We start from the raw sequence: 23,072 nt of genomic DNA, 5'->3' as shown, positions 1-23,072 counted from the left end.
GATCTCCTCGGGGCTGGGGCGTGCCGTGAGCATCCCCGGCAGGTCTGACGGTTTCCCTCGGCAGCGCCTGCGAACTGCCTGTGCCCCCCTGCCCGTGTCACCTCACCTGGACGGGTGGGGACCGACCTCAAGTGCCGTGGATCACGGCCCGATAGGAGCAGCGTGCGCACACACCAGGACGTGGATAGCGGGCGACGGCGCGGGTTCCCGCTGCGGCGGTACCTGATCGCCCTGGTGCTCCTGCCCATGGTCGGCGTCGGGGTCCTCACCGTCGCGGCGGCCCAGGCGCGCGCGGCCGAGGTCGCCGGCGCGGAGCGTGCCGAGGTCGCCGTGCGCGCGCTGGCCCTGCTCGATGCCGCGCGCAGCGGTGTGGAGCAGGAGATGATCCCGGTCCTGTCGCTGTCGGTCATCGGCGATCCGGCGGCCGCGGCGGCCCTCGGGCTGCCCGAGTTCTTCCTGCGCACCCAGCGGCAGACCGCGATCGACGAGGCGGCTCGTGCGCGAGCAGTCACCGACCAGGCCCTGGCCCGGGTCTCGGCGGGCTCCGTCGGGGCGGCGGCCGCGGCGCGTGCCGCCGATGACCTGGCGGAGTTGCGCCAGGCCGACCAGGCGGGCCGGCTGGACATCGAGGCGCTGCACCTCCGGTTCCTGCGCGTCTCCAACGACCTCATGAACGCGCAGGCGGCGGCCGCCGCGGCAGCGACCTCCGAGGGCGTGCCCGGGAACACGCTGCGGGCCATCCGTGACGTCCAGACCGTGGCCCAGCTGGCGCAGGCCGCCGGCCGGCAGATGCCCCTCTTCATCGGCTCCCTGCTGGCCGAGGGCGGCGACGAGCTGATCGGCTCCCGCACCGCCTGGGAGACCCAGTGGCTGGACTACCTGGACGCCCAGCGCCGGATGGACACTGTCTCGGGGCAGGGCCTGCGGGATGCCTGGGAGGAGGTCCGCACCTCCGACGTCGTCACCCAGCTGGACGGCCTGCTCGCGCAGGGACTCACCGACGACGGCGGCGCCGCCATGCCGCTCAGCGACCTGGTCACCGTGCTGTTCCAGAGCCAGGACCGCAGCACGATGCTGGCCGAGCTGGTCGGGACGGCGGTCGACGAGGCCCGGCAGCTCGTGGCCGCCGACCTTGAGCGCGCCGGCGACCGGCTCCAGTTCGTCCTGCTGATGGGAGCCGGCCTGCTCGTCGCCTCGCTGCTCGGCGCCTTCGTCCTCGGCCGCAGCGTCACCGGGGCGCTCCGCCTGCTCGCCGCCCAGGCGACCGAGATCAGCGAGGGATCGCTGGTGGCGGTCGAGGTCGCCGGGCCGCGGGAGGTCCGGACGGTCTCGGCCGCGCTCGGGTCGGCCGTCGCCGGGCTGCGCCGGATCCAGGACCAGGCGCAGGCCGTGGCCCGCGGCGACCTCGACGACGCGCTCCTCGACGAGCCCCTGCCCGGCCCGCTCGGCGAGGTCGTGCACGCCTCGGTCAAGGCGATCGTCACCTCGGTGCGCCAGCGCGAGGAGCTGCAGTTCGCTCTCGCGCACCAGGCCACGCACGACCCGCTGACCGAGCTGCCCAACCGCGCGCAGGCCCTCACCCTCGTGACCTCGGCCCTGCACCGCGGCCGGCGGTCCGGGGAGATGACCGGTCTCCTCTTCATCGACCTGGACGGCTTCAAGGCCGTCAACGACGGCCACGGCCACGCGGCCGGCGACGAGGTGCTGCGCGCGGTGGCGGGCCGGCTCCGGGCGGCCGTGCGCCCGGGTGACGTCGTCTGCCGCCTCGGCGGCGACGAGTTCGTCGTCCTGGTCGAGCCGGTGCACGCCGAGCACGACCTGATCGACCTCGCCGAGCGGCTCATCGCCTCGGTCAGCGAGCCGATCCCGGTGGGGGCGCTGACGGTCGGCGTCGGCGCCAGCGTCGGCGTGGCGATCAGCCGCGACGGCGGCACCGACGCCGACGTGCTCTTCGCCGAGGCCGACACCGCCGCGTACCGGGCCAAGGCGCACGGCCGGGGCCGGGCGGAGATCTTCGACGAGACGCTCCGGCTGCAGCTGACCGAGCAGGCCGAGCTCGAGGCGGCCATCAGCCACGGCCTGGCCAGCGGCGAGATGCACCTGGTCTACCAGCCGGTCATGGACCTGGCGTCCGACCGGCTGACCGGGTACGAGGCACTGGTCCGCTGGGACCGGCCGGGCGTCGGCCCGGTCCCGCCGGACCAGTTCATCCCGGTCGCCGAGCGGTCCCGCCTCGTCGGGGACATCGACCGCTTCGTGCTGCAGGAGGCGACCCGTCAGCTGGCGCAGTGGCGGAAGGAGTTCCCGGTGGCCCCGGGGCGGCCCGAGCCGACGATCGCGGTGAACATCTCCGGCCGGCACCTCGCCGACCGGCGGGTGGTCACCGACGTCGCGGACGCGCTCGCCACCTCCGGGCTGCCGGCGCGGCTGCTGGTCCTCGAGGTCACCGAGACGGTGCTGGTGGACGACCCGGCCGCGTACGACCACCTGACCGAGCTGCGGGACATGGGCGTCGGCATCGCCATCGACGACTTCGGCACCGGGTACACCTCGATCGGGCAGCTGCGGAACATGCCCGTGGACACGCTGAAGATCGACCGCAGCTTCGTGGCGTCGGGGGAGCCCGCCCACCTCGAACTGGTCGCCCTGATGATCCGCGCGGCGCACACGTTCGGTCTCACCGTGGTCGCCGAGGGGGTTGAGGAGGACGCGCAGATGGCGCGGCTCCGGGCACAGGCGTGTGACCGGGCGCAGGGCTACCTGCTGTCCCGGCCGCTGCCCGCGGCCAAGGCCGGAGCGCTGCTGCGCCGGGAGGAGACGGCCGCCCCCACCACCTGAGCCCGTCGGCCCGGGCTGCCGTGCGGCTGCCGCACGCCGCCGGGTGTGCCACCATCCGGCCGGTGAGCGGCACATCGAAGACGTCGGCAGCGCACCTCGCGACAGAGTGGGGGAAGCGGGCATGAGCGAGCCCGGCACCCGGTCCCCCGACGCGGGCTCCGGGATCAAACGGCGCGTCTTCTACGGCTCGGTCGCCGGCGTCCTCGCGATCGCGCTCTGGGCGACGGCGACCCCGACGTCGGCCGCGGAGACGATCGGCTCCCTGGTCGGCTGGACGTCGGAGTGGTTCGGCTGGTTCTACATCGCCTTCGCCACCGCCGTGCTCGTCTTCGTCCTGGCCATCGCCTTCTCGCGGTACGGGAAGGTCAAGCTCGGCCCCGAGCACTCCACCCCGCAGTTCAGCACCTTCGCCTGGGCGTCGATGCTCTTCGCCGCCGGCATCGGCACCGACCTGATGTTCTTCGCCGTCGCCGAGCCGGTCACGCAGTACCTGGCCCCGCCGGTGGTTGAGGGCGAGACGGTGGAGGCCGCCCGCGAGGCGACCGTGTGGACGCTGTTCCACTACGGCATCAACGGCTGGGGCATGTACGCGCTGATGGGGATGGCGCTGGCCTACTTCGCCTACCGCATGAACATGCCGCTGGCCATCCGCTCGGTGCTGTACCCGATCTTCGGCCGGCGCGTGCACGGCTCGCTGGGCGACGCCGTGGACGTCGCGGCGGTCCTCGGCACGATCTTCGGCGTCGCCACGTCGCTGGGCATCGGTGTGGTGCAGCTGAACTACGGGTTGTCGGTGCTGTTCGGCATCCCCGAGGGCCGGGCCGCGCAGCTGGGGTTGATCGCCCTGGCCGTGGGCGTGGCGACGGTGTCCGCGGTGAGCGGTGTCGACCGGGGTATCAAGCGGCTCTCCCAGCTCAACGTCGTCCTCGCCCTGGGGCTGGCCGGCTTCGTGCTGGTGACCGGCAACACTGCGTTCCTGCTCAACGGGCTGGTCCAGAACGTCGGGGACTTCGTGAGCAGCTTCCCCGGCCTCACCATGGAGACCTTCGCCTACGACCGGCCGGACGAGTGGCTGAACGGCTGGACGCTGTTCTTCTGGGCGTGGTGGATCGCCTGGGCGTCCTTCGTCGGGCTCTTCCTCGCCCGCATCTCGCGGGGCCGGACGATCCGCCAGTTCGTGGCCGGGACGCTGCTGCTGCCCTTCAGCTACATCCTGATGTGGGTGTCGATCTTCGGGAACAGCGCCATCGACCGCATCCGGCAGGGCGATGCGGCGTTCGGCGAGACGGCGATGAACATCCCGGAGCGGGGCTTCTACACCCTCCTGGCGGACTACCCGGCCTTTCCGTTCATCGCCTCGATCGCGACCTTCATCGGCCTGCTGTTCTACGTGACGTCCGCGGACTCCGGCGCGCTGGTGATGGCGAACCTGTCCTCGCGGCTGCGCCGGCCGCAGGACGACGCGGCCGCCGGCGTCCGGATCGTCTGGGCGGTCGTGACCGGCGTGCTCACCGCTGCGATGCTGCTGGTCGGCGGCGTGCCCGCGCTCCAGAACGCGACCATCATCATGGGCCTGCCCTTCGCCTTCGTGATGGTGGCGGTGATGGTCGGGCTGCACCGCGCGCTGCGCAGCGAGGCCGATCGCGCCGTCAACCGCCACCGGATCGCTCCCTCCGGCCGGCCGGCCGCGCGGCGGCGCGCCCGGCTGCGACGGCGCCGGGCACCTGTCCCCACCGGCCGTGAGCGGGTCGACCAGTACCTCCACGAGACGGCGCGGCCGGCCCTGGCGGAGGCCGCGGCCGAGCTGCGCGCCCGGGAGGTCGAGTCGGACATGCACTGGGCCGTCGACGACTCCGGCGCGCCCTGCGTCGAGCTCACGGCGCAGGCCGACGGCGGCGCGCCGTTCCGCTACCGCATCCGGCCCAGCCGCCCGCCGCGCCGCGGGGACGGCGCCCGGCCGTCGTCGGACCCGGGTGCCTCCCGGCTCGATGTCCAGGTCGAGCCGGGCAGCCCGGCGGGGGCCGGCGGCTACGACGTCATGAACTACACCCACGCCCAGCTCATCGACGACGTGATGGACCGCTTCGAGCAGCACGTCGCCGCCGCGGCCGCCCGCGGCTGAACCGCCCGGTCAGCCGTCGAGGAACGACTCGATCACCGGGGCCAGCTCGTCGGCCTCGGTGACCAGCGCGATGTGCCCGCCGCGGTAGACGTGCAGCTGCGCCCGGGGGATCAGCCGGGCCATCACCCGGGCGTTCACGACCGGGATGATCGGGTCGTCGTCCCCCGCCACCACCAGCGTCGGCTGCCGGATGAGCCGCAGGAACGGCAGGCTGCTCCACCCGGTGCTCGAGGCGAGCTGGTAGTAGTAGCCGCGCTTCGGGCCGACCCGGGTGTGCGTGTGCAGCGCCGCCGCCGCCCGCTCGGGGTCGGTGCGCATCGTCCCGCCGTAGATCAGGCCGGCGATCTCGCGGGCGTACTCCGGGTCGCGGTGCCGCCGCGGGGTCAGCATGCGGGCCAGCACGGCGGGGCGGGCCGGCACCATGAGGGAGCCGGTCGCCGTCGCGGCCAGCACCAGCCGCCGGCAGCGGCGCCGGTGCTGCACCGCGAAGTGCTGGGCCAGCCCTCCGCCCCAGGACAGCCCGAGGACGTCCACCGGCCGGTGGTGGCCCAGCCGGTCCAGCAGCCCGGCGACCACGGGGCTCAGCGTGGAGAGCAGGTAGGGGACGACGGGTGGCGGTGAGCCGCCCACGCCCGGCACGTCGAACCGGATGACGGTGCGCCGGGGATCCAGCGCGTCGACGAAGGGCTGCAGCACCTCCAGGCTGGCGCCGATGCCGTTCATCAGCAGCAGCGGCGGCACCGCGTCGTCGGTACCCGGCCGCACGGCGGTCCGGAGCGTCCGGCCCCCGACGGTGAGGCTGCGGACGACCTCCCGACTACTTGTCGAAGACATAGGTGCCCGGGGCCTCGGCGAGCACCTCGAGGCCGTTCCCACCCAGCTCGGCCGGCGCCGGCACCTCCTCGCCCGACCGCTCGCCGAGCCAGGCCATGAAGTCCGGCCACCAGGAGCCCTGCACCGTCTCGGCCGACCGCAGCCACTCCTGGGGGTCGGGTGGCGTGGCGCCCGCCACCTGGAAGGTGGACTTCGGGTTGCCCGGCGGGTTCACCAGGGAGGCGATGTGGCCGCTGGTGGAGAGGATGAACCGGCTCTCCCCGCCGAGCAGCTGGGTGGTCCGGTAGCAGGCCTGCCACGGGCACAGGTGGTCGGCGATCCCCGCGGTGACGTAGGAGTCGACGGTGACCGCCGACAGGTCCACCGGCGAGCCGAGCATGGTGGCCCGGCCGGGCTCGGTCAGCGCGTTGCCCAGTGCCACCTCGATGAAGTCGCGGTGCAGGGCTGCGCTCATCCGGGTCGTGTCGGCGTTCCAGAACAGGATGTCGAAGTTCGGCGGCGGCTTGCCCTGCAGGTAGTTGTTGACCCAGTAGTTCCAGATCAGGTCGTTGGGTCGCAGCCAGGCGAACACCTCCGCCAGCTGGGCGCCGTCGAGGTAGCCCTTCTTCCGGGAGCGTTCGGTGGCGGCCTGCACCTCGTCCTCGTCCATGAGGGCGGAGATGGTGCCGGCGCGGGCCCAGTCGAGGACGGTGACGGCGTAGCTGGCCGCGCGCACCCGGTCCTGCCGGCCGGTCGCGGCCAGGTGGGCCAGCACCATCGCGGTGATGATGCCGCCGGAGCAGAACGCCTGGACGCTCACCTGCTCCTGCCCGGTGACCCGCTCGACGGCGTCCATCGCGTCGAGGACCGCCTGCCCGTAGGCGTCCAGGCCCCAGTCTGCGTGCCGCTCGTCGGGGTTGCGCCACGAGATCATGAAGACCTGCTGGCCGCTGGCCACGTAGTGCTCCACGATGCTGCGGCCAGGCGCCAGGTCGGTGATGTAGTACTTGTTGATCGTCGGCGGGACGATCACCAGCGGCACCGCGCGCACCCGCTCCGTCGTCGGCCGGTACTGGATCAGCTCGAAGACATCGGTGCGGAACACCACGGCCCCCGGCGTCACCGCGAGGTCCTCCCCGACGGTGAAGGCGTCGGGCTCGACCATCGACGGCACCCGGGGCGGGTTCGCCAGGTCCTTGACCATCCGCCGCACGCCCTCGACGGCGTTCTTGCCGCCGGTGTCGATGACCGCCTTGAGGGCCAGCGGGTTGAGCACCGGCACGTTGCTGGGGGCGAGCGCGTCGACCAGGTTCGTGGCGGTGAACCGGATCCGCTCGTCGTCCTGCCAGTCGAGGTCGGCGTCCTCGATCAGCTCCCAGGCCACCCGCGCCGTCGCCAGGTGCGCCTGCATGGCCCGCCGGAGCAGCGGGTTGCCGCTCCACGCGGGGTCGGCGAACCGCTTGTCCTTCTTCCCGGGCGCGAGCTCCGAGCGGCCGAGCACGACCTTGCCGAGCTCGCGGGCCAGTTCCCCGCCGCGGCGGGCCACCACGTCCGGCTTGCGGGCCAGCGCCGAGCCGAAGCGCAGCGCGGTGCCGGCCGGCGGGACCAGCCGGCGCAGCGGCCCGCGGGCGGCGTCGACCAGGACCATGTCGAGGCCCGTAGCGGCCTCGGCGGCCTGCTCGGGGGTCCCGGCGGGGAGGTCGCTCTCGGGGCGGCCGGCGGTGGGTGTGGAGGCCGTCCGGTCCGGTTCGGTCGCGGGCTGCGCCATGGCGGTTCCCTTCGTGCGCTTCCCCGGGCCGGCGACGTCGCCGGCCCCGGGGAGGGGCAGTGTGTGACCCCGACCACTCAACCACAGCCCTCGGTACCCGGCAGGCCGTGCACGCAGCCCGTCAGACGATCGCGCTGGCCCCCGTGACGCCGCGGCCGACGATGAGCGTGTTCACCTCGCGGGTGCCCTCGTAGGAGTAGATCGCCTCGGCGTCGGCGACGTACCGGCCGACGTGGTTCTCCAGCAGGATCCCGTTCCCGCCCATGAGCTCGCGGGCCCAGCCCACGGTCTCGCGCATGCGCATCGTGCAGAAGGCCTTGGCCAGCGACGCGTGCTCGTCGGTCATGGTGCCCGCCATCTGCAGCTGGGACAGCCGGGCGCACATCGCCCCCGAGGCGGTGATGTTGCCGAGCATCCGCACCAGCAGGTCCTGCACGAGCTGGAACTCCACGATGGGCTGCCCGAACTGCTCGCGCTCCAGCGCGTAGCGCAGCGCGTGCTCGTAGGCGCCGCGCGAGCACCCGACCGCCGACCAGGCGACCCCGGCCCGGGTGGTGCGCAGCACGTTGGCCGTCTCCCGGAAGCTGTGCGCCTCCTGCAGCCGGTTCTCCTCCGGCACCCGCACACCGTCCAGGGTGATGTGCGCGTTCTGCACGGCGCGGAGCGCGATCTTGTCCTGGAGGTCGACGGCGGTGAAGCCTGGCGTCCCCTGCTCGACGGCGAAGCCCAGCACGCGTTCGGTGTCCACGTCGCGCGCCCAGATGATGACCAGGTCGGCGAAGCTGGCGTTGCCGATCCACTTCTTCTCGCCGTCGAGCACCCACTCGTCGCCGTCCCGGCGGCACGTCGTCTGCAGGCCGCGGGCGACGTCGGAGCCGTGGTCGGGCTCGGTCAGCCCGAACGCGCCGATGAGCTCCATGCGGGCCATCGCCGGGAGCCAGCGCTCCTTCTGCTCCTCTGAGCCGCAGAGGTAGATCGAGCCCATGGCCAGGCCGCCGTGCACGCCCATGAACGTCGAGATGGAGGGGTCGCCCTTGGAGAGCTCCATCGCGATCATGCCGTCGAGCAGGGATGAGCGCCCCGGGCAGCCGTAGCCCTGGAGCGAGACGCCGGCGATGCCCAGCTCGGCCATGGCGGGGATGAGCTGACGGGGGAACTCCGCGCGGGTCCAGTACTCGTTGATGACCGGCGTCACCTGCTCGTCCATGAAGGTGCGAACCCGGTGCAGCAGCGCCCGGTCGTCGTCGTCGAGCAGCGCCTCGAGGTCGTAGAAGTCGGAGGTGATCGTCGACGGTTCGCTGCTCATGGGGGCTCGGCCTCCTGGATCGGGGAACGGTGGTCCGCACCTACCCGGGGGTCGTGGTGGCAACCAGGCGTGCCGCGGGCCCACCGGGGGCAGGACACCAGGTGACCGACCGACCGGAGGAGTTCCTGATGCGTTCCATCGCCGACCAGACCGTCGAGGAGCTGGGCGGGCCGGGCAGCGTGCTCGTCCGCCAGCGCCGCGACCACGCAGAGCTCGACCGGCTGCTGCACGAGCTCGACGGCACGACCGGCGCCGCCCAGGAGGAGGTGCTCACCCGCATCGACCGGCTGGTGTTCAGCCACGCCTTCGCGGAGGAGACCGTCCTCTGGCCGGTGATCCGCCGGGCGCTGCCCGACGGGGACGCCCTCACGCGGCAGGTGGAGGAGGAGCACCAGGAGGTCAACGAGCTGGTCAGCGCGCTGGAGCGCGACGGCCTGGACCACCCCGAGCGCCCGGCGCGGCTGCGGCGGCTGGTGGAGGTGCTCCGCGAGGACGTGCGCGACGAGGAGGACGTGATGTTCCCGCGGCTCCAGGAGGCGCTCAACCCCGAGGAGCTCCGCGCCCTGGGCCGGCGCTGGGCGGTGATGCGGCGGATCTCGCCCACCCGCCCGCACCCCACCGTCTCCCGTCGCCCTCCGGGCAACGCGCTGTCCGGGCTGCCGCTGTCGCTGATCGACCGCACCCGCGACGTCGTCGACGCCGGGGTGCGCCGTGTGCCGGACCGGTTCGCCCCCGCCGGGCGGGCGGTGAGCCAGGGCCTGGCCGCCGTCGCCGGCGTGGTGGAGCGGGTGCCCCTGGCCCGGCGCGGCGACGGGCCGCCGACCAGCCGCTGAGCCGCGCGCCGCAGCCCGGGCGGCCCCGGCCTCGCCCGATGAACGTCGACGGCCCCCTCCCGCAGCGGGAGGGGGCCGTCAGCCGCAGTGCGTGCTGCGCCTACGTCGCACTCGGGCAGTCCGGTCAGGTCGTCTGCTTGTCGTCGGGCTCGTCCCGGGCGTCGAGCTGGATCTCCTTCTCCGCCCGCGGCACGCCCTCCTTCAGCTCCTTGGTGCGCTCCATCTCGGCGTCGAGCTCGATGCCGAAGAGCAGCGAGACGTTGATCAGCCAGAACCAGATCAGGAAGATCACGACGCCCGCGAGCGCCCCGTAGGTGGCGTTGTAGCTGCCGAAGTTCGCCACGTAGAAGGCGAACGCGGCCGACGCGACGACCGCCACCAGGATGGCGACGCCGGCCCCGGGGCTGATGAACTTGAAGCCGCGCAGCTTGGCGTTCGGCGTCGAGTAGTAGAGCACCGCGATCATCAGCGCCAGGATCACCAGCATGACCGGCCACTTGGCCCAGCTCCAGACGGTCAGGACGGTGTCACCCAGGCCGATCGCCTGGCCGACCGCGTCGACCACCGGGCCGCTGAGCACCAGCATGGCGACGAGCAGCGCCGCGAACAGGATGCCGACCAAGGTGATCAGGATCTGCAGCGGCTTGAGCTTCCAGACCTTGCGCCCCTCGCGCGTCTCGTAGACGACGTTCGCCGCGCGGGTGAAGGCGCCGACGTAACCGGAGGCCGTCCACAGCGAACCGAGGAGACCGAGGACGAGGGCGAAGCCCAGGGGCGCGGTGTTGCCGGCGATGTCCTCGATGGCCGGTCTGATGGTCTCGGCCGCGGACTGCGGGACGACCTGCGTCAACGCGTCGGTGAGCTGCTGCGGGCTGGTGAACAGACCCACGACGGCGGCCAGGGCGGCGAGCGCGGGGAACAGCGCCAGCACCCCGTAGTAGGTCAGCGCGGCGGCCCAGTCGGTGAGGTTGTCCTCGCTGAACTCCTTGGCCGCGCGCTTGAGCGTGCCGCCCGTCGTGGGCTTCGGATCGGCGCCGGTGGGCGCGTAATCGGCCCGCGTGCCGCTGATGTTGTCGTCCTGCGGCGCGGGATCGCCGCCGGCGCGGTTGTCGGTGAAGCGCGTCTCAGCCTTGGTGCGGCTGGACGAGCCGGTGGGTCGGGCCATGAAGAAGTCCTCCTGGGACGCGGGCGGTCGCGCCTGTCGATGCCCCGGACGAACTCGTTCCATGCCGGACGCGCCGGTAACGGTCCGGCCACACCTCTCACCGGCGCCCGTGCCCCGGTCAGCGCACCCCGGACACCGGTGACCACTCGCCCGCCCCGGCGGTGGCCTGTTCCACCTCCGCCAGCGGATCGCGGCGGCCTCGCCCGCCGCGGCGGTCGGCGAGCATGCCGAGCAGCGCGACGAGCACGACCACGACCGAGGCGCCGACGCCGATGAGCGCGACCAGCGTGAAGGCGATGGTCCGCGGCAACCCGGTGGCGGCGTCGATGCTGCCCGCGATCAGCGTGACGGCGAGCGTGCTGCCCAGCGCCTGCCCGACCGAGCGGGCGATCGAGTTCACCGCGTTCGCCACCCCGGTCTCCTCCTCCCGGACCGCGTCGACGACGAGCGCGGGCAGCGCCGCGTAGGCCACGGTGACCGAGACCTGGGTGAGCAGGCCGGCGACGATCACCAGCCACGGTTCGCCGCGTGCCCCGGCGAGCAGGGCGAAGCCGGCGACCCCGCACGAGGCGCCGGCGGTCAGGGTGGGCAGGCCGCCCAGGCGGTGGACGACCCGGCCCGCGAAGGGCGCGAGCAGGATGCCGACCACCCCGCCGGGCAGCAGGTAGACCACTGCTGCCTCCAGCACGCTCGCGTCGAAGCCGTACCCGGTGACCTCCGGGTCGGCCTGCACGTACTGCAGGACGGCGAGGAAGGAGGCGAACAGCGCGATCCCGCTCATGAGGCCGGCCACGTTCGGGACGAGGGTGCGCCGGTCGGCGAGCATGGACGGGCGCACCAGCGGTTCGGCGGTGCGCCGCTGCAGCGCCACCCACGCGGTCAGGACGACGCCCGAGCCGGCGAGGCAGCCGAGCGTGCCCGGTGAGGCCCAACCCCAGGTGTGCCCCTGGGAGAGGGGCAGGAGAAGGAGCACCAGGCCCAAGCCCAGCACCAGGGCGCCCCACCAGTCGACCCGGCCGCTCGCCGAGACCCGGCGGCGGGGGAGCAGCCAGGCGGCGAGCAGCAGGGCGACGAGGGCGATGCCCAGCCCCAGCCAGAAGGCGTGCCGGTAGTCGCCGTCGTCGCCGGTGATCAGCCCGGTGGCGACCAGGCCGACGACGCCGCCCACCGCGAGCGTGCTGCTGACCACCGACATCGCCACGCTCAGCCGGGCCTCGGGGAGCTCCCGTCGCAGGACGCTGATCGACAGGGGGAAGAGGCCGTAGGACGCCCCCTGCAGGACCCGGCCGGCCAGCAGCAGCGGCAGGGACTCCGTCAGGACGATCAGCAGGGTGCCCAGCACGACCGCGACCAGGATGCCGAGGATGACGGGGCGCTCGCCCTTCAGGTCGCCGAGCCGGCCGAGCACCGGGGTCAGGACGGCGGCGGCGAGCAGGTTGGCGGTGAGCACCCAGCCAGCGGCCCCGGCTGAGACCCCGAGCTGCTCCTCGATCCGTCCCAGCGCCGGCACGACCAGGCTCTGCAGCAGCGACAGCGTGGTGACGCCCAGGGAGAGGGCCACGACCAACGCCACGGGACGGGTGCCGGAACCGGTGCCGGCCGCCGGAGCTGCTGTGGGTTCGGACACGCTGTGATGCAACCACGCCGCGGTTCCCCGCTCGGCGCGCGTAACGGTTGTGCATCGGATCACACCCGGCCAGGTGAACTCCCGGAACCGACGATTGAGACGGGTTCGAGCGGGGGACAGTGAGCCCCGACGACGTGCCGCCGTCCCTGACCCGGTGGTGGCATCCGCGAGTTCTGCGAGGAGAGCGATCTGATGATGTTGTGGCCGGCCGTGACCCTGCTGGGGTTCTTCGTCCTGACGGCCCTGGTCATCGCGATGGGCACCCAGTCCACCGCCCGGTACGAGCAGGAGCAGCGGGCGGCCCGCGGTGCCGCGAACGCCCGGCGCTCCGGCTCCGAGCCCGTGGGGGCCGCACGAGCCTGACCCCCGCAGCACAGCGAACGACGGCGCCCCGCCGCTCCACCCGGAGCGGCGGGGCGCCGTCGTCGCGTCTCAGAACCAGGCGTCGCGGGCGTCCAGCACCGTGCGGTCCAGCGACTCCAGCAGGTCGAACCAGCCCCGGGTGCGGGGCAGCTCCCAGCGCCAGAAGTAGCGGGCCGCGGCGCGCTTGCCCTCGTGGAAGTCGGTGGTGCCGGCCTCGGCGGCCAGCGCCTGCTCCAGCCACAGCCACGCGACCACGATGTGGCCCGCCGCCTCCAGGTAGACGTGGGAGTTGGCCAGGGCCAGGTCGGGGTCGCCGGTGCCCCAGAGGGTGGCGGTGACCGCTCCCATCCGGGCGACCGCGGCGTCCAGGTCCGCGGCGAAGCCGGCCCACTGCGTGCCGGCGGCGCGGGCGGTGGTCGCGGCGATCGTCTCGCCCAGCAGGGCGAGCCCCGCCCCGCCCTGCATGACGACCTTGCGGCCGAGCAGGTCGAGGGACTGGATGCCCTGGGTGCCCTCGTGGATCGGGTTGAGCCGGTTGTCCCGGTAGAACTGCTCCACCGGGTAGTCCCGCGTGTACCCGTAGCCGCCGTGCACCTGGATGGCCAGGTCGTTGGCGGCCAGCCCCCACTGCGAGGGCCACGCCTTGGCGACCGGGGTGAGCATGTCGAGCAGGAGGTGCGCTCGCTCCCGCTCCTCCTGGGTCTCCGCGGTCTGCTCCTCGTCGACCAGGCGCGCGCAGTACAGGCCCAGGGCCAGGCCGCCCTCGGCGTAGGACTTCGCGGCCAGCAGCATCCGGCGGACGTCGGCGTGCTCGATGATCGGCACCATCGGCGAGGCCGGGTCCTTCGCGCCCGCCGGCCGCCCCTGCGTGCGGGTGCGCGCGTACTCGAGCGCGTGCAGGTAACCGGTATAGCCGAGCACGGTCGCGCCCATTCCGACGCCGATCCGGGCCTCGTTCATCATGTGGAACATGTAGGTGAGGCCCTTGTGCGGCTCACCGACCAGGTAGCCGACGGCGCCGGGCTGCCCGCCCGGCCTGTGCACGCCCTCGCCGAAGTTGAGCAGCGTGTTCGTCGTCCCCCGGTAGCCCATCTTGTGGTTGAGCCCGGCCAGGACGACGTCGTTGCGCTCGCCCAACGAGCCGTCCTCGTTCACCAGGAACTTCGGGACGATGAACAGCGAGATGCCCTTAACCCCGGGCGGGCCGCCGGGGATCTTGGCCAGCACCAGGTGGACGATGTTCTCGGTGAGCTCGTGGTCGCCACCGGAGATCCACATCTTGTTGCCGGTGAGCCGGTAGGTGCCGTCGTCCTGCGGCACCGCCCGGGTGGTGATGTCGGCCAGCGAGGAGCCGGCCTGCGGCTCGGACAGCGCCATGGTGCCGAACCAGCGGCCCTCGATCTCCGGGGCCACGTAGGTGTCGATCTGCTCCCGGCTGCCGTGGGCCAGCAGCAGGCGCGCGTTGCCCATCGTGAGGAACGGGTAGGCCGACGTGCCCACGTTGGCCGCCTTGAACCACGCGAAGACGGCCTGCCCGACCACGTGCGGCAGCTGCATGCCGCCGAACTCCTCGTCGAACTCGCCGGCCATCAGCCCGGCCTCGGCGAAGACCTGGAGCGCCTCGGCGACCTCCGGGATCAGCTCGACCTTGCCGTCGACGAACCGCGGCTCGTTCTCGTCGGCCTTGCGGTTGTGCGGGGCGAAGTGCTCGGTGGCGATCTGCTCGGCCAGGTCGAGCACCGCGTCGAAGGTCTCTCGCGAGTGCTCGGTGAAGCGTGACCGCTTGGTGAGCGACTCGACGTCGAGCCACTCGTTCAGCAGGAAGTCCAGGTCACGGCGGGACAGGATCAGCGACGACGGCACGAGGTCTCCAGGGCGCGGGTCTCCGGGGCGGTGCGAACCACCTCACACTAGGCCGGTTGCCCCGGCGGCATGTGCGGGTAGGTCGGGACCGTCGTCGACCGAGGAGGAGCCATGGAGCTACCCGCCATCGTCAGCCGCGCCGGAGGCGCGCTGCTGAGCACCCTGCAGCACGTCCGCATCCCGGGCGTGGGGCAGGCGTCGGTGACCGACGACCCGGCGACCGCCGCCCGCCGCTGGCGGGCGGTCACCGTGCTGAAGGCGCCTGACCAGGTCGGTTCGCCGGCGTCGCCGCCGCCCCCGCTGGACCGCTTCGGCGACCGGGTCGAGGTGCGCATCGCCGCAGCCCCCGGGGACAGGGGGACCGAGCTCGCGGCCCGCTTCAAGGAGACGCCGACCGACGACGAGATCGGCGAGCTGCGCGCCGCGCTGCGCGAGGCGAAGCAGCGGCTGGAGACCGGTGAGGTGCTGCGCGTGGACCCGCAGCCGCACGGCTTCCGCAAGCCGACCCCCCAGGGCGCGGCCCTGGAGGGCATGACGGGATCGGCTGCGAAGGAGGGTGTGCTGTGAAGGCCGCGACGTGGACCGGGGTCAACGAGGTGTCGGTGGAGGACGTCCCCGAGCCGCAGCTCCTCAACGACCACGACGTGATCCTGAAGATCAGCCAGTCGGTCACCTGCGGCTCCGACCTGCACCTGATCGGCGGCTACATCCCGTTCATGCGCGCCGGTGACGTGCTGGGCCACGAGTTCATCGGCGAGGTCGTCGAGGTCGGCAAGGAGGTCCAGAACCGCAAGGTCGGCGACCGCGTCGTCGTCGCGCCGTTCGCGGCCTGCGGCAGCTGCTGGTACTGCAAGCAGGAGCTGTACTCGCTCTGCGACAACGGCAACGCGAACCCGGGGATCACCGAGGGGCTGTGGGGCCAGAGCCCCGGCGGGTGCTTCGGCTACTCGCACGCGATGGGCGGGTACGCCGGCAGCCACGCGGAGTTCATGCGGGTGCCCTACGCCGACGTCGGCACCTTCGTCGTCCCCGACGGGGTCTCCGACACCCGGGCGCTGTTCGCCTCCGACGCCGCATCGACCGGCTGGATGGGCGCCGACCTGGCTGGGACGAAGCCCGGTGACGTCGTCGCGGTCTGGGGGGCCGGCGGCGTCGGTCAGATGGCCGCCCGCGCGGCGATGCTGCTGGGTGCCGAGCAGGTCGTGGTGATCGACCGGATCCCCGAGCGGCTCGCGCAGGTGCGCGACCACGTGGGCGCCGAGGCCGTGGACTACACGACCACCGACGTCGTCGCGGAGCTGCGCGAGCGCACCGGCGGGCGAGGCCCGGACGTCTGCATCGAGGCCGTGGGGATGGAGGCGCACGCCCCGGGAGCGCCCGGCATCTACGACCAGGTCAAGCAGCAGCTGCGGCTGCAGACCGACCGGCCGACCGCGGTGCGCGAGGCGATCATGGCGTGCCGGAAGGGCGGCACGGTCTTCACCCTCGGGGTCTTCGCCGCGATGGTGGACAAGTTCCCCCTGGGAGCGGCCATGAACAAGGGCCTCACGATCCGCGGCGCCCAGGTCCACGCCCAGCGCTACATCCCGGAGCTGCTGCGCCGGATGGAGGCCGGGGAGCTGGTCACCGAGCACCTGGCCACCCACGTCATGCCGCTGACCGAGGCGCCGGAGGGCTACCGGCTGTTCAAGGAGAAGGAGGACGGCTGCGTGCGCGCGGTCTTCCTGCCCTGACCGCGGGCGGCGCAGCCCGGCATTGACCCCGAGGCGGACATCCTGCCCGCCGGGATGTCCGCCCGCGGGTCACCGCCGTAGGGCTGCTGCCCGCCCGATGCGTGACGACCCCCTCCCGCGGTGCGGGAAGGGGTCGTCGGCGGTCGCGGTCAGCGCCGGGCGTCGGGCCGGTCGCCGGGCTGGCCCACCGGCGGCGGGACCGACGTCGGCGCGGCCGCGCCCACGGCCTCGGTCGCCTCCTCCGCGGCATCTCCGGGGTCGCTGGTCGCCGTGCCGGCCGCCTCGCCCTGGCGGGCCTGGATGCCCGACTTGGTGCTCAGCGCCAGTTGGGGCAGGAAGAGGAACACGAAGAACCCGACCGCCACGACGCAGGCGGCGATGAGGAACACCAGGTCGATCGAGTTCGAGAAGCCGACCTTGAAGGGCTGGGCCAGGGCGGCCGGGAGCTCCTGGATGAAGGAGGTGTCGTCCAGCGCTGCTCCGCCGCCGGCGTCCAGCTGCTGGAACTGCGGGGCCAGCTCCGGGTTGGCCCGCACGGTGTCCTGCACGGCGGCGTCGATGTCCCGGGGCAGCCGGGTGAACAGGATCGACAGGAAGGCCGCCGTCCCGATCGTGCCGCCCATCTGGCGGAAGAACGTGACCGAGGAGGTGGCCACGCCCATCTCCCGGGGGGAGACGGCGTTCTGGACGGCGAGGATGACCGGCTGGAAGTTGAAGCCCAGCCCCAGGCCCAGCAGCACCATGAACGGGACCAGGGACCAGATGGAGGTGTCGGCCTCGACGAGGAAGGACATCGCCAGCAGCGCGGTCACCATGAGGGCGATCCCGACGAGCGGGAAGACCTTGTACTTGCCGGTCCTGGAGATGGCGATGCCGGAGCTCATCGCGCCGACCATGATCCCGCCGACGAGGGGGATCATCTGCAGCCCCGCCACCGTGGCGCTGGAACCCTGCACGATCTGCAGGTACTGCGGCAGCAGCAGCAGGCCGCCGAACATCCCGGCACCCATGACCACGCTGCCCACACCGCTCACCGCGAAGCTGCGGTTGCCGAACAGCCGCAGGGGCAGCAGGGCGTCGTCCCCGTACGCGCGCTCGGCCAGGAGGAACAGCACGAAGCCGACGGCGCCGATCACATAGCAGGTGACGGCCGCCGAGGAGGTCCAGCCCCAGGTGCGGCCCTGCTCGGCGACGATCAGCAGGGGGACGAGGAAGGTGACCAGCGCCAGGGCGCCGGGCCAGTCGATCCGGTGCTCACGGCGCTCGTGCGGGAGGTGGAGCACCCGCCACACGGCGGCGAAGGCCAGCACGCCGAGCGGCACGTTGATCCAGAAGATCCAGCGCCAGCCGTCGACGCCGAGGATCGAGTCGTGGCCGGCGAAGAAGCCGCCGATGACCGGGCCGAGCACGCTCGAGGTGCCGAAGACCGCCATGAAGTAGCCCTGGTACCGCGACCGCTCCCGGGGCGGGACGATGTCGCCGATGATCGCCAGCGCCAGGGACATCAGGCCACCGGCGCCGATGCCCTGGACCGCCCGGTAGGCGGCGAGCTGGTACATCGTGTCGGCGATGCCGCACAGCGCCGAGCCGACCACGAAGATCGTGATGGCGAACAGGTAGAACGGCCGCCGGCCGTAGATGTCGGAGAGCTTGCCGTAGAGCGGCGTGGCGATGGTCGAGGTGATGAGGAAGGCCGTCGTCGCCCAGGCCTGCAGGTCGTAGCCCTGCAGGTCGTCGGCGATCGTGCGGATCGCGGTGGCCACGACGGTCTGGTCCAGGGCCGCCAGGAACATCGCGACCATCAGGCCGACCAGGATGGTGACGATCTGCCGGTGGCTGAAGGTCCCGCCGGAATCGGGTGCGGCGGCGGCCGCGCGGGCGCTGCGGCGCGCCGCCGCGGCGTTGCGGGTGGTCTGGCTCATCGGGTCTCTCCGGCTGGATCGGTGCTCGGGGTGGAGGCGGCGGCGTTCTCGGCGGCTCCGGGCAGGTCGGCCGCGATGTCGTCGAGCAGGCGGCCGAACAGGGTGGTCAGGGCGGCGAGGTCGGCCTCGTCCCAGTGCGCGGTCACCCGCGCCAGGTGCGCCGTCCGCTCGCTGTGCAGCGCTTCCAGGGCGGCGCGTCCGGCATCGGTGACGACGAGCAGGCTGGCCCGGCCGTCGCTCTCGTCGGCGACCCGGCGCACCAGCCCCTGCTCCACCAGTGCCGCCACGTGCCGGCTGATCGTGGAGGGGTCGGCGTGCACCAGGTCCGCCAGGGCTCCTTGGCGGAGGGCTCCGAGGCGCACCAGGGGGAAGAGCAGGACGAGCGCTGCGCGGTCGCGGTTCTCCGGGCCGGAGGCCTGGTTCTTCAGGGCCTGGACCAGTCGCATGAACCGGGGCAGCTGCTCGGAGAGCAGTTCCACCTGCGGACGGCCGCCCGTGGGGGTGGTGGCCGCTCCGGGGCGCGCGGGGGAAGACATGGGCCTCCAGGAACGGGGAAATTGGATGTAATGTACAACCCGTTGTGCGGTGCATGCAACGAGTTGCGGTCCGCACGGGCGGTGACCTGCCCCACCGCCGCCGCGCCGGGCGGTCGGGCAGTGGGATCCTGGACGGCGGCCCGCCCGTCCCGGGGTCGGCGCCCCGGTACCCCGTCCCGGCCGAGAGGAACGCGAGCGCCCCCGTGAGCCATGTGCACCCCGAGCAGCGGGCGCCGCGCGACGATCTCCGGGAGCGCCTCGCCGGCCTGACTCTCGCCGACGAGCACCGGCTGCGCCGCCGGCTGGACGGGCTGCGCCGGACGAAGGACCAGGGGGCGCGCGACCGGCAGCGGGAGCGCATCGCCGCCGACGTCGCGGCGGCCGAGGAGCGGATCGCACGGCGGCGGGCCGCCGTGCCGGCGATCGGCTACCCCGAGGAGCTGCCGGTCAGCGCCCGGCGCGAGGACATCGCCGCCGCGCTCCGGGACGCCCAGGTCGTGGTCGTCGCCGGCGAGACCGGGTCGGGGAAGACCACCCAGCTGCCCAAGATCGCCCTCGAGCTCGGCCGTGGCGTGCGAGGCCGGATCGGGCACACCCAGCCGCGGCGGATCGCGGCACGCAGCGTGGCCGAGCGGATCGCCGAGGAGCTCGGCACGCCCCTCGGCGAGGTCGTCGGCTTCAAGATGCGCTTCGCCGACCAGGTGTCGGACTCGACGCTGGTGAAGCTGATGACCGACGGCGTGCTGCTGGCCGAGATCGGGCACGACCGGCTGCTGCGCCAGTACGACACGATCATCATCGACGAGGCGCACGAGCGGAGCCTCAACATCGACTTCCTGCTGGGCTACCTCGCCCAGCTGCTGCCGAAGCGGCCCGACCTGAAGGTCGTCATCACCTCCGCGACGATCGACGTCGAGCGGGTCGCGAAGCACTTCGGTGATGCGCCGGTGGTGGAGGTCAGTGGCCGCACCTACCCGGTCGAGGTCCGCTACCGCCCCGTGGTGGACCCGGACGATCCGGACGCCGATCCGGACCGCGACCAGGTGAGCGCGATCCTCGACGCGGTCGACGAGCTGGTCGCCGAGGGGCCGGGCGACATCCTGGTCTTCCTCGCCGGCGAGCGGGAGATCCGCGACACCGCCGACGCGCTGGCCGACCGCGCCCTGCTGAACACCGAGGTGGTGCCGCTCTACAGCCGGCTCTCGGCCGCCGAGCAGCACCGGGTGTTCCAGCCGCACACCGGCCGGCGGGTCGTGCTCTCGACCAACGTCGCCGAGACGTCACTGACGGTTCCGGGCATCCGCTACGTGATCGACCCGGGCACCGCGCGCATCTCCCGGTACAGCCATCGCACGAAGGTCCAGCGGCTGCCCATCGAGCCGGTCAGCCAGGCGTCGGCCCGCCAGCGCTCGGGACGGTGCGGGCGGCTCGGCCCGGGCGTCGCGATCCGGCTCTACAGCGAGGAGGACTTCCTCGCCCGGCCGGAGTTCACCGATCCCGAGATCCTGCGCACCAACCTGGCGTCCGTGCTGCTCCAGATGGCCGCGCTGGACCTCGGGGAGGTCGCCGAGTTCCCGTTCATCGACCCGCCCGACCGCCGCTCCGTCGCCGACGGGCTGGCGCTGCTGGAGGAGCTGCACGCCCTCGACGAGCACGGCAGGCTCACCCCGACCGGCCGCGCCCTGGCCGCGCTGCCGCTGGACCCCCGCATGGCCCGCATGGTGGTGGAGGCCGACCGGCGCGGCGTCCTCGACGAGGTGCTGGTCATCGCCGCCGGCCTGACCATCCAGGACCCGCGCGAGCGGCCCGCCGAGCACCAGCAGGCCGCCGACCAGATGCACGCCCGGTTCGCCGACGAGAACTCCGACTTCCTGGCCCTGCTCAACCTGTGGCGCTACCTCGGCGAGCAGCAGGACGCGCTGTCCGGCAACCAGTTCCGCCGGACCGTGAAGCGGGAGTTCCTGCACTATCTCCGCATCCGCGAGTGGCAGGACCTGCACGGCCAGCTGCGCGGCACCGCGCGGCGGCTGGGCATGGCGGTCGGCGAGCCGGCCGGCGAGCCCGACGAGCGGGGCATCCACGCGTCCCTGCTCGCCGGGCTGCTCAGCCACGTGGGGCTGCAGGTCGAGCACGGCCAGGGGCGGCGGGGCGGGCAGGAAGCAGAGCGTGACAAGCGCCCCGGTCGCGAGTACCTGGGCACCCGGAACACCCGGTTCGTGATCGCGCCGGGCACCCCGCTGGCGAAGAAGCCGCCCCGCTGGGTCGTCGCCGCCGAACTGGTCGAGACCAGCCGGCTGTTCGCCCGCACGGTGGCCCGCATCGACCCCGAGACCGTCGAGAAGCTCGCCGACCACCTGGTCAAGCGCCAGTACTCCGAGCCGCGCTGGGACGCCAAGCGGGGCTCGGTCGTCGCCACCGAGCGGGTGACCCTCTACGGGCTCCCGCTGGTCGTGGGCCGGCGCGTCCAGTACGGCTCCATCGACCCGGTCGTCTCCCGCGAGCTGTTCATCCGGCACGCCCTGGTCCAGGGGGAGTGGACCACCCACCACCGCTTCTGGGCGGAGAACCAGCGCGCGATCGAGCGGGTCGCGGAGCTGGAGGAGCGGGCCCGCCGGCGCGACATCGGCGTCGACGACGAGACGCTGTTCGAGCTGTACGACGCCCGCATCCCCGCCGACGTCGTCTCCACCCGGCACTTCGACCGCTGGTGGAAGCGCGCCCGCCACGAACAGCCGGACCTGCTGACCTTCACGCCGGAGATGCTCACCAACGCCGCCGCGGCGGCGCAGGTCCGGCCGGAGGACTACCCCGACGAGGTGCGCCTGACCCAGGGCCTCGCCCTGCCGCTCTCGTACGCCTTCGCCCCCGGCAGCGCCGAGGACGGCGTGACCGTCGACGTGCCGCTGGGCGTGCTGGACTCGGTGGCGCAGCGCACGTCGGGCGAATCGCTGGCGTTCACCGTGCCGGGGCTGCGCGAGGAGCTGGTGACGGCGCTGCTGCGCACGCTGCCCAAGCCGCAGCGCCGGGCGCTGGTCCCGATCCCCGACCGGGTCCGCGCCGTCCTGCCCCGGATCGACCCCGGCGAGCCCCTGTTGCCGGCCCTGGAGCGGGAACTGCGACGGACGGCCGGTGTGGTGATCCCGCCGGACGCTTGGCAGCCGGACCAGGTGCCCGATCACCTGCGTGCCACCTTCCGCGTGCTCGACGACCAGCAGCGGCCGCTGGCGACCGGCAAGGACCTCGCGGCGCTCAAGGCCCAGGTGGCGCCGCAGGCCCGGGCCAGCCTGGCGCGGGCGGCGTCGGACCTCGAGCGGACCGGCTGCACGTCGTGGCAGTTCGGTGAGCTGCCGCGCACCGTGGAGGTGCGCCGCGGCGACCACGTCGTCACCGCCTATCCCGCGCTGGTGGACGAGGGGACGACGGTCGGCGTCCGGGTGGTCCCGACCGAGGCGGAGGCGAGCCGGCTGACCTGGCGTGGCGCCCGCCGGCTGCTGGTCCTGGTCGCGGGCTCGCCGGTCAAGCAGGTGGTGAAGGGGCTGCGGCCCGCCACCCGGCTGGCCCTGCAGTTCAACCCGGACGGCGAGATCCCCGACCTCGTGGCCGACTGCGTCGACGCGGCCGCCGACGAGCTGATCGCCGCGGCGGGCGGCCCTCCGCGGGAACCGGAGGCCTTCGCGGCACTGGTGACCACGGCCAAGGCGCAGTTGCAGCCGCTCGCCGTCGACGTCGTCGGCCGGGTCGAGGCCGTGCTGACCCGGGCGCGCGAGGTGGCGGTGGCGATCGGTGCGGCGCCGGGCCGCCGGGTGCCCGACGCGGCGGTCGCCGACCTCCGGCGCCAGATGACCGGTCTGCTGCACCGCGGCTTCGTGGCCGCGACCGGTCGCCGGCGCCTGCCCGACGTCGTCCGGTACCTCACGGCGATGGCACACCGGCTCGAGAAGCTGCCGACGAACGCGGCGCGCGACGAGCTGTGGATGCAGCAGGTGGCCGCGGTGACGGCCGAGTACGAGCAGCTGCGGCGGCAGGTCCCGCCGACCGGGGCGCCGGACGACCCGGTCGTCCGGGTGCGCTGGATGATCGAGGAGCTGCGGGTTGCTCTCTTCGCCCAGAACGTCGGCACGCCTCGCCCGGTCTCCGAGCAGCGCATCTACAAGGCGATCGACGCGATCCTGGGGTAGTCCGA

General features: G+C 73.2%; 15 protein-coding genes. 7 read left to right on the top strand and 8 right to left on the bottom strand.

Annotated features, from left to right (window positions below):
• Positions 1-180 precede the first annotated feature (180 nt).
• Both ACI8AP_RS14130 and betT read left to right on the top strand, forming a co-directional pair.
• Positions 181-2,838 carry a putative bifunctional diguanylate cyclase/phosphodiesterase gene (locus ACI8AP_RS14130; RefSeq protein ID WP_456589988.1) on the top strand — a complete coding sequence of 886 codons (2,658 nt, stop codon included), beginning with the start codon at positions 181-183 and terminating at the stop codon, positions 2,836-2,838.
• A 121-nt stretch (positions 2,839-2,959) separates the two neighbouring features.
• On the top strand, positions 2,960-4,960 hold the full coding sequence (gene betT / locus ACI8AP_RS14125; protein WP_456589987.1) for a choline BCCT transporter BetT: 2,001 nt from the start codon (positions 2,960-2,962) through the stop codon (positions 4,958-4,960).
• A gap of 9 nt (positions 4,961-4,969) precedes the next feature.
• Here betT and phaZ read toward each other — a convergent pair whose 3' ends face one another.
• The 3 genes from phaZ to ACI8AP_RS14110 all read right to left on the bottom strand — a co-directional run bounded on the left by phaZ (position 4,970) and on the right by ACI8AP_RS14110 (position 8,847).
• On the bottom strand, positions 4,970-5,794 hold the full coding sequence (gene phaZ / locus ACI8AP_RS14120; protein WP_456589986.1) for a poly(3-hydroxyalkanoate) depolymerase: 825 nt from the start codon (positions 5,792-5,794) through the stop codon (positions 4,970-4,972).
• Positions 5,778-7,541, bottom strand: coding sequence for a PHA/PHB synthase family protein (locus ACI8AP_RS14115; protein WP_456589985.1), 1,764 nt, complete (start codon positions 7,539-7,541; stop codon positions 5,778-5,780). The genes phaZ and ACI8AP_RS14115 overlap by 17 nt, the downstream gene beginning before the upstream one ends.
• A 121-nt stretch (positions 7,542-7,662) precedes the next feature.
• A complete protein-coding gene (locus ACI8AP_RS14110; RefSeq protein ID WP_456589984.1) occupies positions 7,663-8,847 on the bottom strand; it encodes an acyl-CoA dehydrogenase family protein in 1,185 nt (394 codons plus the stop codon).
• Positions 8,848-8,948: 101 nt separating this feature from the next.
• On the opposite strand from ACI8AP_RS14110, the gene ACI8AP_RS14105 reads away from it, so the two are divergent.
• Positions 8,949-9,680, top strand: a complete 732-nt coding sequence (locus ACI8AP_RS14105; RefSeq protein WP_456589983.1) for a hemerythrin domain-containing protein — start codon at positions 8,949-8,951, stop codon at positions 9,678-9,680.
• Between the two features lie 124 nt (positions 9,681-9,804).
• Here the strand turns inward: ACI8AP_RS14105 and ACI8AP_RS14100 are convergent, their stop codons facing one another.
• Positions 9,805-10,845 (bottom strand): YihY/virulence factor BrkB family protein, encoded by a 1,041-nt coding sequence (locus ACI8AP_RS14100; protein WP_456589982.1) that lies wholly within the window; start codon positions 10,843-10,845, stop codon positions 9,805-9,807.
• Positions 10,846-10,963: 118 nt separating this feature from the next.
• Entirely contained in the window at positions 10,964-12,472 is a 1,509-nt protein-coding gene (locus tag ACI8AP_RS14095) for an MFS transporter (protein ID WP_456589981.1), read from the bottom strand.
• A 192-nt stretch (positions 12,473-12,664) separates the two neighbouring features.
• Between ACI8AP_RS14095 and ACI8AP_RS14090 the strand changes: the two genes are divergently transcribed.
• The gene (locus tag ACI8AP_RS14090) at positions 12,665-12,835 is read left to right on the top strand and encodes a hypothetical protein (protein WP_456589980.1); all 171 of its coding nucleotides are present in this window, start codon (positions 12,665-12,667) and stop codon (positions 12,833-12,835) included.
• Positions 12,836-12,904: 69 nt separating this feature from the next.
• On the opposite strand, the gene ACI8AP_RS14085 is transcribed toward ACI8AP_RS14090, so the two are convergent.
• Positions 12,905-14,698 (bottom strand): acyl-CoA dehydrogenase, encoded by a 1,794-nt coding sequence (locus tag ACI8AP_RS14085; RefSeq protein WP_456589979.1) that lies wholly within the window; start codon positions 14,696-14,698, stop codon positions 12,905-12,907.
• A gap of 111 nt (positions 14,699-14,809) precedes the next feature.
• Here ACI8AP_RS14085 and ACI8AP_RS14080 point away from each other — a divergent pair, with 111 nt between their 5' ends.
• Both ACI8AP_RS14080 and ACI8AP_RS14075 read left to right on the top strand, forming a co-directional pair.
• Positions 14,810-15,265 (top strand): hypothetical protein, encoded by a 456-nt coding sequence (locus tag ACI8AP_RS14080; protein ID WP_456589978.1) that lies wholly within the window; start codon positions 14,810-14,812, stop codon positions 15,263-15,265.
• Positions 15,262-16,431, top strand: a complete 1,170-nt coding sequence (locus ACI8AP_RS14075) for a zinc-dependent alcohol dehydrogenase (protein ID WP_456589977.1) — start codon at positions 15,262-15,264, stop codon at positions 16,429-16,431. The genes ACI8AP_RS14080 and ACI8AP_RS14075 overlap by 4 nt, the downstream gene beginning before the upstream one ends.
• A 149-nt stretch (positions 16,432-16,580) precedes the next feature.
• On the opposite strand, the gene ACI8AP_RS14070 is transcribed toward ACI8AP_RS14075, so the two are convergent.
• The gene (locus ACI8AP_RS14070) at positions 16,581-18,353 is read right to left on the bottom strand and encodes an MDR family MFS transporter (protein WP_456589976.1); all 1,773 of its coding nucleotides are present in this window, start codon (positions 18,351-18,353) and stop codon (positions 16,581-16,583) included.
• Positions 18,350-18,889 carry a MarR family winged helix-turn-helix transcriptional regulator gene (locus ACI8AP_RS14065; RefSeq protein ID WP_456589975.1) on the bottom strand — a complete coding sequence of 180 codons (540 nt, stop codon included), beginning with the start codon at positions 18,887-18,889 and terminating at the stop codon, positions 18,350-18,352. Before ACI8AP_RS14065 ends, ACI8AP_RS14070 begins: the two co-directional genes overlap by 4 nt.
• Before the next feature lie 203 nt (positions 18,890-19,092).
• On the opposite strand from ACI8AP_RS14065, the gene hrpA reads away from it, so the two are divergent.
• On the top strand, positions 19,093-23,067 hold the full coding sequence (hrpA, locus tag ACI8AP_RS14060; protein ID WP_456589974.1) for an ATP-dependent RNA helicase HrpA: 3,975 nt from the start codon (positions 19,093-19,095) through the stop codon (positions 23,065-23,067).
• Positions 23,068-23,072 lie beyond the last annotated feature (5 nt).

The organism is Blastococcus sp. SYSU DS1021 (genome assembly GCF_054050995.1).
Note: the sequence above shows the minus strand (reverse complement) of the source record. Positions and strands in the feature narration are given on the sequence as shown.